Below are 15,466 nucleotides of genomic sequence, written 5' to 3'. Positions count from 1 at the left end.
GCCGCATGAGAGATTACCGAAAGGATATCGCTCCCCAACTTTTGATTGCTCCGCAATTTCCTCATCCACAGCACAAGCAGGAAAAGCGATAAGCCGAACAGAGCAAGCAGTACGGATCGAAGGATCGAAACACCGGCCCAGGAGCGCGTATCCCACCCCCAGGCACAGCCGACGAATTGCACAGCATATAATGTGAGAAAGCACAGGGCCCAGGTGATGAAGGGCCCGGCAAGACTGAAGGCTGTTCGGTAGCGCATCTCAGCCTCCCTCCGATAATGACCGTAGTGTCTGCAGGAAAAGAAACGATATGCCTGTCGCGAAAAGCAAGTGAACATGCCAGAGGGTGCCTATGCGAAGGTCGTTTCGGCGACGGTCCGAGACGTAGCCATTCGACAGACGCCAACACCCGAATGCCACAAGGATCAGGCCGACAAATCCGTGCAAAAGGAGATAAACGTTGACCGCAGTCGAAACGCCGTGGATTGCATGGCTTACCGCCGTGTATTCCGCCCGCAGCACCATTGCACCACAGACGATCGCCGCCACGTAGGCAATCGTGCTGATGATCGACATCGTCACAGCCGCTCTCAGATGTCTCGCCAGTGCGCCAAAGATGGCGGCTACAGCGGCGCTCAACGGGAAAACCGTCTGCAGTGATATCGACTGCGGCCAGACGATCTTTTCGCCACCAGCGGAAATCCAGAGGAAAAGCCCGCCGAAAAGCAATGAGGAAAAAAGCGTCGTGTCCGCAATCAGGGCAAGTTTCACCGCCATGACGGACGGAGCATCGGCGCATTCGTAATGAAGCGGAAAACGTTCTTCTCCACGCGCGACGACGGGTCCGCGTTCCTGTCTGGCATCATCGTTCGGCGTCCACGCCAGGAAGAGCAAAGCAATAATGACGAGAGCGAAAACCGCCACCGGATACGCCTTGAGAAGCAATGCGATGAAAAAGGCGGCCGTGGACATGGCAGTCAGCAAAGGAAGAAAGCTTGGCCCTGGCAACACGACGATCTGCAGCGGCGCACCGGTTACGGCATCCGTCCCCATGGTCTCCATTTTCCTGGATCTCACAAAGCCGAGGTACCCTTTACCCGCGGCGAGCGTCGCCGCGATCCGGTTGATCGGAAGGCTGTCCGCTCTAGCAGTCACTTCCGGCTGTGACGCAAAGGCATAGGCCGCTGGCGGGGTCGGCATGGCCCATTCAAGGGTACCGGCATCCCACGGATTGCGCCTGAAAGCGCGCCCGTAGCGAAACAGCAGCGCGAAGTCCAGCACCACCAGCATGAAGCCCGCGGCCATTATGAAGCTGCCAATTGAGGAGAGAAGATTGAGCCACTCCCAGGGGGAAGCCTCTGGATAGGAAAAAACACGCCTCGGCATGCCCAGCAGCCCGGTCAGGTGCATCATGAAGAATGTGAGATTGAAGCCGATGAAGATCATCCAGAACGCGGCCCTGGAAAGGTGCTGGACGGGCTGGCGCCCGCTGATATGCGGCACCCAGTAATAAAGCCCGGCGAGCATGGGAAAGAGAAATCCCCCGACCAGGACATAATGAAGATGCGCCACCACAAAATGTGTATCATGCGCCTGCTGATCGAAGGGTACCATGGCCAGCATGACGCCGGTCAGGCCGCCGATGACGAACACGCAGAAAAACCCGAGGATGTGGAGCATGGGAACGCTCATCGTCGGCTTGCCGCTTGCGATGGTTCCAAGCCAGGCGAATATCTGGATCGCTGTCGGGATGGTGACAAGCGCGCTCGCGGCAGAAAAAAACGACAGCGCCACATGGGGGATGCCCACCGTGTACATGTGGTGCACCCACAGTCCGAAGGACAGGAAAGCCATGGCGATCAACGCCGCAACGATGATGTTGTAACCAATCAGGCGCGTTCCTGCCAGAACGGGGATAATTGTCGACAAGGCTCCGGCCGCCGGCAGAAAGATGATGTAGACCTCGGGGTGGCCGAACAGCCAAAAGAGGTGTTGCCACAGAAGCGGGCTACCGCCGCGTTGCGGGTCGAAAAACGGGATATCGAAGGCCCGTTCAGCTTCCAGCAATATCGAACCGAGGATCAGCGGCGGAAAACCGATCAGCATCATCGCGGCGACAACGAGCATGTACCAGGCGAAGACCGGCATCCTGTCGAGGGACATGCCGGGTGCACGCAACCTCAGGATCGTCACGATGATTTCGATCGCCGCGCTGATAGCGGAAATCTCCACGAAGGTAATGCCAAGAAGCCAGATGTCGGCATTGATCCCGGGACTGTATTGCGATGACGACAGCGGCGTGTACATGAACCAGCCCCCCGCAGGCGCAGCCCCGCCAATAAGGGCGAAAATCAGCATTCCGCCGCCGAAGAGGTAACACCAGTAGCCATAGGCGGACAGGCGGGGAAAAGCGAGGTCCCTGGCGCCGATGAGCTTCGGCAGGACGTAGATCGAAAGTCCTTCAAAAAAAGGAATTGCGAACAGAAACATCATGATCGTGCCGTGCATCGTGAAGACCTGCGCATATTGCTCGGCATCCATGAAGGCGTTTGATGACGTGGCCAGTTGTGTCCGGATGAGCATGCCCAGGAACCCGCCGATGGCAAAGAAAACAAGCGCGGTCACCATGAAGCGTTTGCCTATGACGGTGTGGTTGACCGCTGCGAGACGCCGAAATCCGGTGCCCGAACTCCAGACCTCATTGAGTTCCCGGTGAAGCCTTAATGACGAGTGTTTCTTCGGTGTGCGCACATCATCCATCAGCGTTGTCCCAAACCCCCGATCACCTTTGAAAACTCGCTCTCCGTGTGAGCAACAACGCGGAAACTCATGCCGGCATGGCCGGTACCGCAATATTCCGCGCAGATGCCGCCGAAGGTGCCGGTCTGATCCGCCGTGAGGGCAATCTTGTTGGAAAGTCCGGGAATGGCGTCGATCTTTCCGCCAAGCCTTGGAACCCAGAAGCTGTGAATGACATCGTCACTGGTGACCTCTACAATGACATCACGGCCCACCGGCATATGCATCACGTCGGAAATGCGGACTTCTCCGGTCGGTGTTTCGTAAGCAAACTCCCATTTCCACATGCGTGAAACCGCATATATGCGAAGCGGATCGCTCCCGGACTGTGGCAGGAGGGATTCTCCTTGCATGAATGAAAAAGCCACCAGGGCCGTCAGGATCGGTATGGGGAACCCGATGCCGCCGCCGATCAGCCAATGGTGCGTTTTCACCCGAGCAAGGGAGGCCGGGCTGAAAAAGACCAACGCCAACAGAACGGCAATCAGCATGAAGATTGCGCAGGCGCCGCCCAACATTACCCACCACAGCAGCGCGACCTTGCGACTGGCCGGGCCTGCCGGCGCCAGTGTCGAGAGGTCACCGGAGCAAGCGGAAACCAGCAAAAGCAGAGGAATGAGCGCTATGAAACGGAACCCCGCGCTTCTCCCGCGGGTTAGCGCTCGAAAAGGAAACTTCAGATGGAAAAAAGCGATGCACCCAACCCGGTCATCTCCAAGGTGGAGGAGAAGACGACGGACTCCGCAATCGCCGTTGCCGGCCATCCACTGCACGCAATGACCGTTCATTTCCCTATTGCCCTTGTCATAACGACATTGGCTTGCGACCTCCTTTATTGGTGGTCCGCAGAAGAGTTCTGGGTTCGCGCCGGTGTCTGGGCATCGGGAGGCGCTTTTTTCAGCGGCGTCGCAGCCGGCATCATCGGCACGGCGGAACTGCTTCTTGTCGCGGGAATTCGCGCCCGGGTTGCCAGCTGGGCGCATGGTGTGGCCGCAATAGCGCTGATCTCCGTGGCAGGCGCCAATTGGGGAGGGAGGACATTCGGCATGATCGAGATTTTGCCGCATGGGCTCGGCCTGTCCCTCCTTGCTTCGGTCCTTACTGCGCTCGCGGGCTGGCACGGCGGAAAGCTGATATTCGATCACGGCATCGGCCTCATGGTGTCTCCCAAGGAATGAGGGGGGCGATGTTACGCTTTAGTGCCCCAGGCTCATGGAACCAGTCAGGCAGCAGTGCGGGTATCTCCGGTTTTGCGAGCGCCAGATAGACGATGCCAAGGGCTATGATGCTGGTGAACGCCGTGACGACAATGAAACGCCACACAGGATAGATCTCGCCGTCGTTAAAGAGACGGAGAATGACCAAGCCCGTAAGCACGTGTAGAAACACAAGAATAGCCACAAGGGCGAGCTTTGCGCTGAACCATGATAAATATGTGGATTGCAGGAAAATAAGCGTGGTTCCGGACGCGACCGCAAAAAAAGCGGCTGGCGACAATACCTTTACATAGGAAAACCGCACGATCTTTTGCAGGCGGAAACGATCGTCATCGTTTTGGACATGCGCACGTTGCACGTAGAGACCGGGGAGACTGACAAGGCCTGCGATCCAGACAGAAATCGCTAAAAAATGGACAAACTTGAAGAGCGCGATCATTCCGCCCCCCGCGATGCAGTCATCTGCAGCATGGTCCGGACGGAGGAAAGCGCGACGACGAGATAAGGGACAAGACCGAATGTCCACATGATGAGGCCCGAAAGCTGCTGATCTTCGAGCGCTGTCATCCCATAAGACTCGGTCGTGAGCAGATGCTCTGCAAAAAGCGGATAAGGAGCAAATGTAAGGATGGCTGCGAGGAAGCCCATCTGCGCCATCGTTGCAAGTGCGAGCGCAATTCTCCTTCCCGGTCCGGCAGAGACGAGCATCGTCCTCCATAGCCAGACAGCGGTTACAATCAAGGCGAGCTGCATGCCCCAGTAAGCAAGGGAGTTTGAAAGCGCGAATGAATAACCCGGCGGCAGATGCCAGGCCCAATAGACGATGGTATGCGCGAGAAACGGAATTTCCGGCAGGGCTGGGAGCCGCCAGGGTAAGCGCGGCAGGCGTCCTTCAAGGTTTAGCGCAAGCAATGGCGCAAGGACGGCGATCAATATGAAATGATGGAAAACCCGTGCGGAGAAAAGGGCCGTCGTCAGCGCACAAAGCGGCGATACGAACGCAACGACAAGAATGCAGATTATGGCGGCACGCTGCAAGAAGGCCCCCTGTCGGGTCGCTATTCCAAACAGCAGAACGGTTGCGAGCGCTATCATCGCGATGAGAACCGGATCAAGGTTCCATGCATATGCAAGGTCGGTGAAATCAGGTGCTGGTCCGCAGTACGGAACAGTTGTTTCGCTCAAAGTCTCGAGCCCCCATGTCAATTCTACCCCTCACCCAACTCCGCTTGCGGAGATGCGTTCCCCTCTTTGCTCACGATCGGGACAACAACCCGTGATCAATTCGAAGGAACGATGAGGCACGCCCGTGGTTCACCATCAGGGCGGGACGCGAGGAAGGAGGAAACAATGCCAATCGTTACGGGACTATTTGAAGACGAAGAAGGCGCCAAGCGCGCCGTCCAATATCTCGAGAACATCGGCGTGGATCGCCGCATCATTAAGGTCAAAACCTACGATCAGGGATCGGAGGAAAACGCCGGCCATACCCCTGAAAATATTGACAAAGGCGGAATTGAGCAGGGCTTGATTGTCCGCGCCGACGTTTCACATAAGCATCTGGTGAGGGCGTCGGAAGCCTTCCTCAATCTGGCAAGGAAGAAACAGCCGTGATGGGGAACTCATTTTGTCTCATCTTTACCGGAACGTCGCCGCCGCAAGTTTCGGAAGCATGAACCGGAAGGCGATGCTGCGGGCGCCCTGAAACAAGAGAAGCGAAATCCACAGGCCGTCATTGCCGTAAAGGGGCTGCAGGACCGCCCAGGCGGCGAAATAGATGATCAGGGATGCCACCATGAGGTTGCGCATTTGCCGAGACCAGGTGGACCCGATATAGACGCCGTCCATCTGAAACGCGATGATGCCGACAACCGGCAAAACCACCACGTAAATCAGGTAGGTATCGGCCAGTCTCGCAACGGCGTCGGAGGGCGCCGTCAGCGCAATCACCCAATCCCCGGCAGCCAGGAAGGCCAAGGAAACCAGCGCTGCAAAAATCAGGCCCCAGAATGTCGTCAGCTTGATCGTGCGGTCAAAGGCCGGCCGATAACGTGCACCGACAGCGCGGCCGGCAAGCTGTTCCGCCGCCGTAGCGACACCGTCAAGGAAGGCGACCCCGAAGAAATAAAAACGCAGCAGAATGGTGTTGGCGGCAAGCACGTCGATCCCGAGGAAGCCGCTCTGGCGGGTGAAGAAGGACAGGCCGATCAGCAATGCGAACGAGCGGATCATCATGTCGCCGTTGACCGCAAAGGATCGTCTGATAGCCGGTATATCAGGAAGCCGCCAGGAGGAGCGATCGGTCTTGGCCAGGATCAAAGCTGCGCCCGCCACAGCGGTCACGGCTTCTGCAACCAAAGTGGCGATCGCAACACCTTCCACTCCCCAGCCGAGCCCTATGACCCAATGAACGCTGAGGGCGGCATTCAGGCCATTCAGCAGCGTCTGGAGGATCATGCTCCACATGGCCTCACCGCGGCCAATGAGCCAGCCGAAGGCGACAAAATTGAAGAGAACGAAGGGGGCCGACCAGATTCGCCAGTGGAAATAGGTCGAGGCGGCTTCAGCGACAATCCCTTCTGCGCCCATGACGCTCATGCCAAGCGCACCGATCGGGCCCTGGAGCAGCAGCAACAACAGACCGGCCACCAGTGCGATGATAAGGCCGCTCAGCAACATGCGCTGTTCACCTACCCGGTCGCCGGCACCCATTGCCTGTGCCGTAAAGCCGGTGGTGGCACCGCGCAGAAAATTGAATGTCACGAAGATGACATCGAAGATAACCGAGGCCAGCGCCACCCCGCCCACCAGCGCCTCGTTTCGCATATGCGCGATGACGCCCGTCGCCACAAGACCCACAAGCGGGGTCGACAGATAGGCGATCATCATTGGTATCGCGATTTTGAGGACATCGCGATGCGCGACGCCGAACGGGCGGACAGCTGCCTCGGTCCCCGTGATTGCCGTTGCCTTCACTTATTCTTTCCGATGCGGTTCACCCAACGTATGCATCAGCCGGTTCGCCCAGCCGAAGATGGCGATGGAATGGATGAGGTCGAGAATTTCAAGATCATCCAGACCGATTTCCCGCAAGTGATAAAATTGGTAGACCCCCACATTGTCTGGATGGGCGGTCAGATCGACACCGAAATTGAACAGCGCCTGCTCGAAATCAGGAAGGTCCGCATCCAGCCCGTTCTTGTATATTTCGTCCACGACCTCGGGCCGTTTCTCCAGCTGGATATAGCGGTTGGCGTGAACAGCGGCGCAGTAAATGCAGTGATTGACGAAGGACGCCGCCAGCGCGCCGATCTCGCGCCCACCGCGTGACAATCCGCCTTCACTATACATGATATCGTTGAAGAGCGGGGTGCGCTCGTTCAGCGCCTCCGCCTCGTTAGCGAGCACGAGGACATAGGCCGATACCTTGGTATTGGAAGGGGTGACCTTCAGGGCCGACAATTGCTCGGGGGTCGCGTTTGCAAGGTCCACAGGCTGGACGTAAGGATGCCAGTCAAGCGCATCGAGGGTGAATTCATGGACGGGCTGTGACATATCAATTGTCCCTCATCATCTTGAGGCCGGCAACGACCAGCACCTGATAATTCACATAGGCAATCAGGCCGGCGAGCGTGACGATATCGCGGTCGTCGAGACCAACGGCATAGAGTTTCTCAATGTTTTCCCGGGTCGCGTTCTTCGGCGTAAGGGTCACGAGATCGACGTGGTTCAGGATGGCTTGCAGGCGGGAATCCGCGTGCTGAAGGACCGATGACGGATCAGCGACTGATGCGTGGTCGGAGCCTCCCTCCTCCTCGGCAAGCCGCTCGATGTAGTGCGCATGGAGTTCTTTCGCCTTCCACAAAGCGGACATACGCGCGGCAAGTGCCGCCCGCAGGGCGTAGGAAAAGTTGCGTGGCTCTGCCGGCCGCAAAGCTGCAAGATAGCTGGTCTGCGTCAGGTGTTTGAGCTTAGAGCGCCGCTCGCGGAGTTTCAGCAGATCGGAGCTTTCATCAAGGCCGAGGACGCGGTCGATCACGTCTTCTGGAGGTGTAGCTGTCATTGTTTTTTCAATCCTCGGAAAGAGCGTCATCCAGGAAGGTCAGGCGGTCCTGCCCCCAGTAGAGCGTGTCGCGGTAAATCCAGGTGGGGGTTCCAAAGACACCACGCGCCTGTGCTTCGGCGTGGCTGTCATGCCAGGCCGCCATGATCTCGGGCGTGTCTTCGAGCGCACGCAGCGCACGACCATCAAGACCCAGGCCGTTTGCCACGGCGATGCGAACGTCCGGATCGGTCACGTCCTGCTCCTCCGCCCACAGTGCCCGCAGAAGCGCATGACTGAGTTCCAGTGCAGGCAAACCCTGCCTGTCGGCCGCAATCACCATGCGCGCGGCAAACTCGTTGTTGGTGGGATAATATCTGGGCTTCAGCACCAACGGCATACTGAGACGCTTGCGCCAGCGCTCCAGTTCGACGGCGTGGTAGTCCTGCCGCGGCTGCGGTCTGGAACGAAGTGGAACACCACCGTTTTCGGTGACGATGCGGGTAGGGCGGACGACGATATCAAGATTGTGCTTTTCAATCAGCGCCTTGAACTGTGGCCAGCCCAGATAGGCCCAGGGCGAACTGAGCGCATGGTAATAATAAACGGTTTTTCTGCTCATCGCCTTAACCTCAGGCTGTCTTCTGCATGGTGGGGTCGGCATCCGCATCGGTCCATTCGGACCCATCGAGTTCGGGCTTTTCGTAAGCCTTCAGCGCCTCCCAGTGATGATCGATGTCGGCGATGAACAGCGAAGCGGCGATACCTCGCGCGAGCCAGAGCGCACCTTCGCTGATGGCCGGAATATCGCCGCTGACTTTGCCCAGACTGACCGATGAACCGTAATTGAAACAATGTATCTGCTGCAGCCAAGGGGCGGTACCTGGCTCTTTCTCGGTGAAAGAGAAGTCGTCTTGCAGCCAGGGGAATCGCCCGAGCCCAGGGTTTTCCTCACCTGGTGGCGGCGTGTAGCGGTCGTCCCAGCAGGCGATCTGCCCGTTGAACATTTCGAGTTCGGGACGACTGACGGGGTCGATTGAGAATCCCGTTCCCAAAATCACGAAATCGGTCCGAAAAACGCGGCCGTTGATTGTGGTGATGACGACTTCGCCGGCCTCTTCCTTCATCGATTGGATACCGCAGTCGAAATGGAAATAGGCGTTGGGATGTCGGCTCACCCTCAGCGTTGAATTGTGTGGCGCGGGGGTCTGCTGCTTGACGGAATAATCCATGAGACGCCAGCGCCACTCAGGGTCAATTTTCGCGAAGCCGGCGGTGACACCGTATGATCCGATGCCCATCAACTTATTGATCGTCGGCATTGTCTTGCGTCTGGCAAGAAGACGCACCTCACCGGCCCCCTGCTCGAGCGCTTCCGCTGCATTGTCCACAGCGGACGCCCCTACCCCGATGACAACGACGCGTTTTCCCTTCAGACGCTGAAAATCAATCATGTCGGCGGAATGCGCCCAACTGACGTGACGTTGCATGCCCCTCACAAAATCCGGGATCGTCGGTTCTCCAAGGCCATCGCGCCCTGTTGCCATCACCAGTTTCCGGGTGATGATCGGGTGAGCCTTCCCGCCCTCGATCTCAAGCTCCAGAAGCCCATCGGACCGTGGTATGACGCGGGTGACGTGGATGTTGTTTTCAACCGGGATTTCCATCACCTGCCGGTACCAGCTCAGATATTCCATCCACATCGGTCGCGGGATGCGGAAGAGTTCTTCCCAGGCCTCTTCGCCAAAGCGGGCGGTGTACCAAGCCCTGAAGGTGAGCGATGCCATACCGAGCGCTGGCCCGAGCAGGTTCTTGGGCGAGCGCAGGGTTTCCATGCGCGCGTAAGTCACCCAGGGCCCCTCTTCACCTTTTGCGGCGCGGTCCACAATCCGGATATTGGCGATCCCTGCCCTTGTCAGGGCATGCCAGGCGACGAGGCCGCACATGCCGCCACCGATGATCACGACATCGCTGGCAAGCTGACCGTCTGAGGTCGAGACCGGTTTCGACCAGTTTGCTGCGGGATAATTGAGGTAGGACAAATCCTGCCTCACCCGGGCGTTGAGCGCAGCTAGTCTCTGCTGCTCGGTCCGGTCTTGCTGTTCTAAAGTCATCAGGTGATCTCCTGAAATTCACTGTTGCCCATCGGCACCGACGGGCATGAGGATTAATCGGCGAGCACCACGGCGTCGCGATCGCGCCAACCCACCCAGACCGTCTCGCCATCAAGATGCGAGAGCGCCACCGGATCGAGCTGGGCCGACAGGAGTGCGCCGTTATCGAGGCGGATCGTCAACGTCGTGTGTGCGCCCTTGAACACGCGCCGCTCGATCTGGCCCTTGAGGGCAAAACGATCACTCGGCTGCTCGGGAAGACAGAACAGGGCTTCCGGACGCAGCGCGATCGTGACGTGGCTGCCAACCGCGTGATGGTGGCCGTTAAGATCGGCCCGGATCAGACTGCCCTGCCATTCAATTGTTGCAACATCGCCTTCGGCAGACACCAATCGGCCTTCGAGAAAGTTGCTCTGACCGATGAAGTCGGCGACGAAGCGGCTGCGGGGGCGGGCATAGAGATCATCAGGCGCTCCCATCTGCTCGATCCGCCCCTTGTTCATCACCACCACGACGTCAGACATGGTCAGGGCCTCTTCCTGATCATGGGTGACGAAGATGAAGGTCTTGCCGGTCGTCTGCTGGATCGACTTCAACTCGATCTGCATCTCATGACGCAGCTTGGCGTCGAGTGCCGATAGCGGCTCGTCGAGCAGCAAGACATTCGGGTCCGGCGCCAGCGCCCGCATGAGGGCCACGCGCTGGCGCTGACCGCCCGACAGTTGCTCAGGCATACGCCCGGCAAAATCCTGCAGCTTGACCAGACCGAGGAGTTCCATGACCCGGCGGTGGATGGACGCCGAATCCAGCCCCTTCAGTTCAAGTCCGAAGGCAATGTTGCGCTGGACTGACAGGTGCGGAAACAGCGCATAGTCCTGAAAGACGATATTGACGTTGCGCCTGTTGGGCGGCAGATGCGAGATCGGCTGCCCGTCGAGGTAGATTTCGCCGGAAGATGGCGTTTCGAACCCTCCGAGCATTCTCAGCGTCGTGGATTTGCCGCAACCGGAGGGGCCAAGCAGGGTAACGAATTGGCCCGGCGCGACCGCCAGGTCCAGATCATCGACAGCAAGAGAAGCGCCGTAAGACTTGTTGACGTTTTTAAAATGAACAACCGGCTGCATAACTCAGCTCCTCGAACGGCGGGTAAAGTGCTCGGCATAAAGGCCGACGGCGGCGGTGACGATGAGGACGATGGTCGCCATCGCATTGATCTCTGGCGACATGCCGCCCTGGACTTTGGCGAAGATGAGCATCGGTAGCGTCGGCTTGTATCCACCCAGGAAGAAGGTGCGCACGAAATCGTCGATGCTGGTCAAGACACAGAAAATCATGCCGCCGATCAGCGCCGGCAGAATGTAGGGAACCGTGACGCGCATGAAGGCGATAAATGCGTCCGCACCGAGGTCTCTTGCAGCATCGACGAGATTGGCAGGCATGGAACGAAGGCGCGTCAGCACCATGATCACGACAAACGGCACCGCGTGTACGGTGTGGGACAGAATGATGGCGAAGGTGCCCGTGGGGATATCGACCATCCGGATGAATATCCGCATTGAGATGGCGTTGATGAGACCGGGAACGACGGCAGGCAGGCAGGCGAGCGCAAAGAGAATGGCCTTGCCGCGGATGCCCTCGGTAGAAATCAGCAGGGCAATCCACACACCGATGACGGTCGCTCCGATCGTGGTGGCAAACGCTATCCCGACCGAATAAAGCGAGGCTTCGATGAACTGCTTGTCCTGAAGTACCTTGCCATACCAATCCAGGGTCCAGTTACTGATCGGAAAGGCGATGAAGTTTGCATCCTTAAAGCTCATCGCCATCATCAGGGCCAGCGGCAAAAGCAGATAGATAACGAAAATGGCATAACAGGCGCCAAGTGCCGCCTTCGGAAGGTCGTTTAAGGGGGACCGCATCATCATCTCCTACATCAGCCGGACAGAGCGACCGCCAACGACGCGCATGAAGAGACCAACCGTCGTCAGCGACACGGCGAGCATCAGCATGGCGAAGGCAGCGCCTTCAGGCCATTTGTCGTTGGAAGAGTGGAAAAGCGTCGCGATCACCTCCGGGAAGATGACGGCGTTCGGCCCGCCGAGCAGCAGCGGAGCGGCGAAGACGCCGACGGCGGTGAGGTAAACCAGGCTGCATCCGGACACGATACCGTCTTTCGACAGCGGCAGGATAACGCGGCGGAAGCGTTGGAAAGGGCTTGCGCCAAGATCGGCAGCGGCATGCACCAGCTGTACCGGGATCTTTTCTATGGCTGAATAAAGTGGGAGCAGCATGTAGAGCGCCAGGAGGTAGATAACTCCGAAGCTCAGCGAGAAGGACGTGTAGAGCATCGGGATGGGCCGATCGATGACGCCGATCTCGCGCAACAGGACGTTGACGGCTCCCCGATTGGCCAGAAGCATGATGACCGAGAAGGTCCGGATCAGTTCTCCGGCCCAGAACGGGATGAGCAGGAGCAGCAGCGCCCGCATACGCTGCTTCGGCTGGAGCACCTTCGCCACGTAATAGGCAACCGGATAAACGATCACCAGGGTCGACACGGTAACGACGGCGGCAAATACGAGGCTGCGTATGAACGGCAGCACGTAAATCGAATCCGAGAAGAACAGGGCATAGTTGGCGAGCGTATAGCGCGTGGCCTCGTTCGGTTGAGGCGGATAGTTGTCCGTGAAGCTGATATTGGCCATTTGCAGGATCGGCCCGACATGCAGGACGAAAAGCCATATCACGGGTATCCCGGCAAGGAGTGCAAGGCGCGCATGGCGACTGTCTGCCAGCCGGCCTATGGTGGTTCGGTAAAGGGCGGAGCCTGTCACCTTGCCAATCCATCCGGAATAATGCGCCGGGGCTGGCGCGCCTTCCTCTCGCAGTTCAGTCATTGTCGTGTTCACCATGATCGTTCCCAGCTCTGGACAAGCTTTTTATTGGGGTCCTGCGAACCCGGCCGAGGTCGGGTTCGCATCGCAGCCGTAACTCAGGCAGCCTTGATTTCGGCAGCTGCCTTGTCGATCATCGCGTTCTTCATGGCCCGGTTGACCGAGCTGAAGAACTTGATGCGCTCCATCTGGTCCTGTGGAAGCGCCATGGCGGCCCGTTCGCGGTCGTTGAGCAGCTTGTCGACGCCATCAAAGGCCGAGGCGAAGCCCGACTGCCGAACCATGGCAGCCCCGATTTCCGGCGAGGCGAGGATAGCGTCCAGGAAGGTATAGGCAGCGTCCGCATTCGGACCGTTCTTCACCACGTTGAAGGAGTAGAGGAACCCGTAGGTGCCTTCCTTCGGAACGGACAGCTCGATGGGGTGACCGTCCATGATCAGCTTGGACGTCGGACCGGACCAGGCCTGCGCAACGTAGATGTCTTCATTCAGGAACATCTGCTGAACCTCGGAGCCCGCATCGTAGTATTTGCGAACCTTGTCCTTTTGGCTGATCAGGAAGTCGCGCGCCTTGTTGGTGGCTTCCTGGGCAACGGCTTCCTTGCCTTCATAGGTGACATAATCGCCGTCATTGCCCTGATAGAGCATGGTCAGCGAAAGGAAGTCCGAAATGATGTAGGATGTCAGGCCCTTGTATTCATCGTCGAACATCATGCCCCAGCTATCGGAAGGCTTGGTGTACTCCGTGTTACGGGCCAGACCTTCAAAGCCCGCGAGAAGGGGAACGCCGTAGGTTGAGCCATTGATGGTCAGTTGCGGCGCACCCTTGTAAGCCGCCGCCAGCTTGTCCCAGTTTTTCAGCCGGCTGGTATCAAGCGGCGAAAGGAGGTTGGAACCGATGAACTGGGAGAGCCGGTGGCCGGTCACCGTCACGATATCGGTCGATGGTGTGGCGCCTTCGGCCGTCAGAATGTTATATTGCTTGCCCTGATCGTCCGTCAGACGGATGCGGATCTCGATCCCCGTGTCCTTCTGAAACTGGTCGATGAAAGACTGCGGCACGAACTTGTCATATGTCGTGATATTGACGACCTTGCCCTGCGCGTGGGCGGAGCGCATCAGGCTGGGCGCCGCCAGGATGCCAGAGCCGGCAGCGAGCAGCTTGAGGGTGGAACGACGGGTCGCTTTAAACTCTTTCATGGCAATCTCCTTGTTTTTGTTTGACCGGTTTGATGGGCAGAGCACTTGCATTTTTAGGGAACGTCTCCTTCGACGGTTCCCCCATAGGTGACATCCGCAACACGTCCCGATGCGCCAGGATCGTGAGCGGTGAAATCGGGCATGCGTGCGGAAGCAACACGGATGATCAGCTGGATCAGCTCCTGGGCAGTGGCCGACAGCGGGCGCGCTGTTGCCGAGAAGATTCCCCAGAGGAACGGGATGTCGACGTCGAGCGGTCGCACAGTCACGCCCGCGGTCAGGGGACCGTAAGCGGTTGCCGGTTCGACAATCGCAATCCCCATCCCGGTCGAAGCGATCTGCACCGCACTCATCGCCGCGCTCGTCGCTATGATCCGTCGTGCGCGAACATTTGCCTCCTGCAGAGCCTTGTCCACCCGGCGACGCAGACGGAACGGATTAGCAAGCGTAATGACTGTCTGGCCGGCCAGGTCGGCCACGGAAATGACATCCTTGGCGGCCAGCGGATCGTGAACGGACAGAACGGCTGCACAGCGGCCCTGAAAATATCCGTGCGCTTCGAGGCCGGGCTGTTCGGCCGGGAGCGACGTCACACAGAAATCGGCGGTACGCCCCAGCACCGCCTGAACGGCGGCTTCGGCAGGCATGCTTCTTAAAAAGACCGTATGCGGAAGAAGGGCTTCCGGTAGTTCGGCGAGAGCAAGCGGCACCATACCCGTGGCAAAAGCAGGCGTAGCGGCGATCTCGACCGGTTCGGGCTCCTTGAGACTGATCCTTTGCGCTCGATTGCGCAGATGCTCGATGCCGCTGATGAAGCGTTCCGCTTCAGAATGAAAAGCGATCCCCTTGTCACTCGGCGTTATGCGCGGGCCATTGCGATCAAACAGCGGAAATCCAAGCGACGTTTCAAGGTCCTGGATAAGACGTGTGACCTGGGATTGCGAACGGTCAAGCAGGCGCGCAGCACCGGTGATGCTGCCTGCGGACATAACCGCAAGAAATGCCTCCAGTTCGCGTATCTCCATCGCTATCATGCATCCTTTGCATTATGACAAATTTAATGTGCATTAAACGCATGATGTCTGCTAGTGACAAAAGAGAATTTTTCGTTTGGGACGCGGAAGATGAAAAAGATGGCTTGCCGACTTCGAACTGTGCAGAAAATTGAGCCTCGGGGTGTGGCTTTTGCTCGTGCAGCACATGC

At 58.3% G+C, this 15,466-nt stretch carries 16 protein-coding genes; 2 read left to right on the top strand and 14 right to left on the bottom strand.

The features are described 5' to 3' along the window. Positions 1–258: 258 nt before the first annotated feature. Both ctaD and coxB read right to left on the bottom strand, forming a co-directional pair. Positions 259–2,757 carry a cytochrome c oxidase subunit I gene (ctaD, locus tag WA845_RS09140; protein ID WP_112556302.1) on the bottom strand — a complete coding sequence of 833 codons (2,499 nt, stop codon included), beginning with the start codon at positions 2,755–2,757 and terminating at the stop codon, positions 259–261. Then, positions 2,757–3,401 (bottom strand): cytochrome c oxidase subunit II, encoded by a 645-nt coding sequence (gene coxB, locus WA845_RS09135; protein WP_162719274.1) that lies wholly within the window; start codon positions 3,399–3,401, stop codon positions 2,757–2,759. The genes ctaD and coxB overlap by 1 nt, the downstream gene beginning before the upstream one ends. A gap of 75 nt (positions 3,402–3,476) precedes the next feature. On the opposite strand from coxB, the gene WA845_RS09130 reads away from it, so the two are divergent. Then, on the top strand, positions 3,477–3,974 hold the full coding sequence (locus WA845_RS09130) for a DUF2231 domain-containing protein (RefSeq protein WP_112556304.1): 498 nt from the start codon (positions 3,477–3,479) through the stop codon (positions 3,972–3,974). On the opposite strand, the gene WA845_RS09125 is transcribed toward WA845_RS09130, so the two are convergent. Both WA845_RS09125 and WA845_RS09120 read right to left on the bottom strand, forming a co-directional pair. Further along, complete coding sequence (locus tag WA845_RS09125; RefSeq protein ID WP_034497460.1) at positions 3,952–4,452, bottom strand: CopD family protein; 501 nt, start codon at positions 4,450–4,452, stop codon at positions 3,952–3,954. The two genes, WA845_RS09130 and WA845_RS09125, sit on opposite strands and share 23 nt — an antisense overlap. Further along, positions 4,449–5,198 carry a cytochrome c oxidase assembly protein gene (locus tag WA845_RS09120; RefSeq protein ID WP_337322297.1) on the bottom strand — a complete coding sequence of 250 codons (750 nt, stop codon included), beginning with the start codon at positions 5,196–5,198 and terminating at the stop codon, positions 4,449–4,451. The genes WA845_RS09125 and WA845_RS09120 overlap by 4 nt, the downstream gene beginning before the upstream one ends. Before the next feature lie 111 nt (positions 5,199–5,309). Here WA845_RS09120 and WA845_RS09115 point away from each other — a divergent pair, with 111 nt between their 5' ends. Continuing rightward, the gene (locus WA845_RS09115; RefSeq protein ID WP_162696270.1) at positions 5,310–5,627 is read left to right on the top strand and encodes a hypothetical protein; all 318 of its coding nucleotides are present in this window, start codon (positions 5,310–5,312) and stop codon (positions 5,625–5,627) included. A gap of 24 nt (positions 5,628–5,651) precedes the next feature. Here WA845_RS09115 and WA845_RS09110 read toward each other — a convergent pair whose 3' ends face one another. From WA845_RS09110 to WA845_RS09065, 10 genes are all read right to left on the bottom strand, one after another. After that, positions 5,652–6,989: an MATE family efflux transporter gene (locus WA845_RS09110; protein ID WP_072493366.1), complete on the bottom strand. Its 1,338-nt coding sequence runs from the start codon at positions 6,987–6,989 to the stop codon at positions 5,652–5,654. Further along, the gene (locus WA845_RS09105) at positions 6,990–7,568 is read right to left on the bottom strand and encodes a peroxidase-related enzyme (RefSeq protein ID WP_004445999.1); all 579 of its coding nucleotides are present in this window, start codon (positions 7,566–7,568) and stop codon (positions 6,990–6,992) included. A 1-nt stretch (position 7,569) separates the two neighbouring features. Beyond that, positions 7,570–8,076: a CMD domain-containing protein gene (locus WA845_RS09100; protein WP_004446001.1), complete on the bottom strand. Its 507-nt coding sequence runs from the start codon at positions 8,074–8,076 to the stop codon at positions 7,570–7,572. Between the two features lie 7 nt (positions 8,077–8,083). Beyond that, entirely contained in the window at positions 8,084–8,677 is a 594-nt protein-coding gene (locus tag WA845_RS09095; protein WP_112556306.1) for a 2-hydroxychromene-2-carboxylate isomerase, read from the bottom strand. Positions 8,678–8,687: 10 nt separating this feature from the next. Beyond that, complete coding sequence (locus tag WA845_RS09090) at positions 8,688–10,169, bottom strand: NAD(P)-binding domain-containing protein (protein ID WP_112556308.1); 1,482 nt, start codon at positions 10,167–10,169, stop codon at positions 8,688–8,690. Between the two features lie 53 nt (positions 10,170–10,222). Further along, on the bottom strand, positions 10,223–11,293 hold the full coding sequence (locus WA845_RS09085; RefSeq protein WP_034497468.1) for an ABC transporter ATP-binding protein: 1,071 nt from the start codon (positions 11,291–11,293) through the stop codon (positions 10,223–10,225). Between the two features lie 3 nt (positions 11,294–11,296). After that, entirely contained in the window at positions 11,297–12,088 is a 792-nt protein-coding gene (locus tag WA845_RS09080; RefSeq protein WP_112556310.1) for an ABC transporter permease, read from the bottom strand. A gap of 9 nt (positions 12,089–12,097) precedes the next feature. Beyond that, positions 12,098–13,081, bottom strand: a complete 984-nt coding sequence (locus WA845_RS09075; RefSeq protein WP_004446007.1) for an ABC transporter permease — start codon at positions 13,079–13,081, stop codon at positions 12,098–12,100. Between the two features lie 80 nt (positions 13,082–13,161). Then, positions 13,162–14,262, bottom strand: a complete 1,101-nt coding sequence (locus tag WA845_RS09070) for an extracellular solute-binding protein (RefSeq protein ID WP_052808808.1) — start codon at positions 14,260–14,262, stop codon at positions 13,162–13,164. Positions 14,263–14,315: 53 nt separating this feature from the next. Beyond that, positions 14,316–15,296: a LysR family transcriptional regulator gene (locus tag WA845_RS09065; RefSeq protein WP_048902906.1), complete on the bottom strand. Its 981-nt coding sequence runs from the start codon at positions 15,294–15,296 to the stop codon at positions 14,316–14,318. Positions 15,297–15,466 lie beyond the last annotated feature (170 nt).

This window comes from Agrobacterium sp. CMT1, assembly GCF_037203725.1.
In the GTDB taxonomy this organism is placed as follows: Bacteria; Pseudomonadota; Alphaproteobacteria; order Rhizobiales; family Rhizobiaceae; genus Agrobacterium; species Agrobacterium pusense.
The sequence above is the reverse complement of the archived record's forward strand: the minus strand, read 5'-3'. Positions and strand labels throughout refer to the sequence as shown.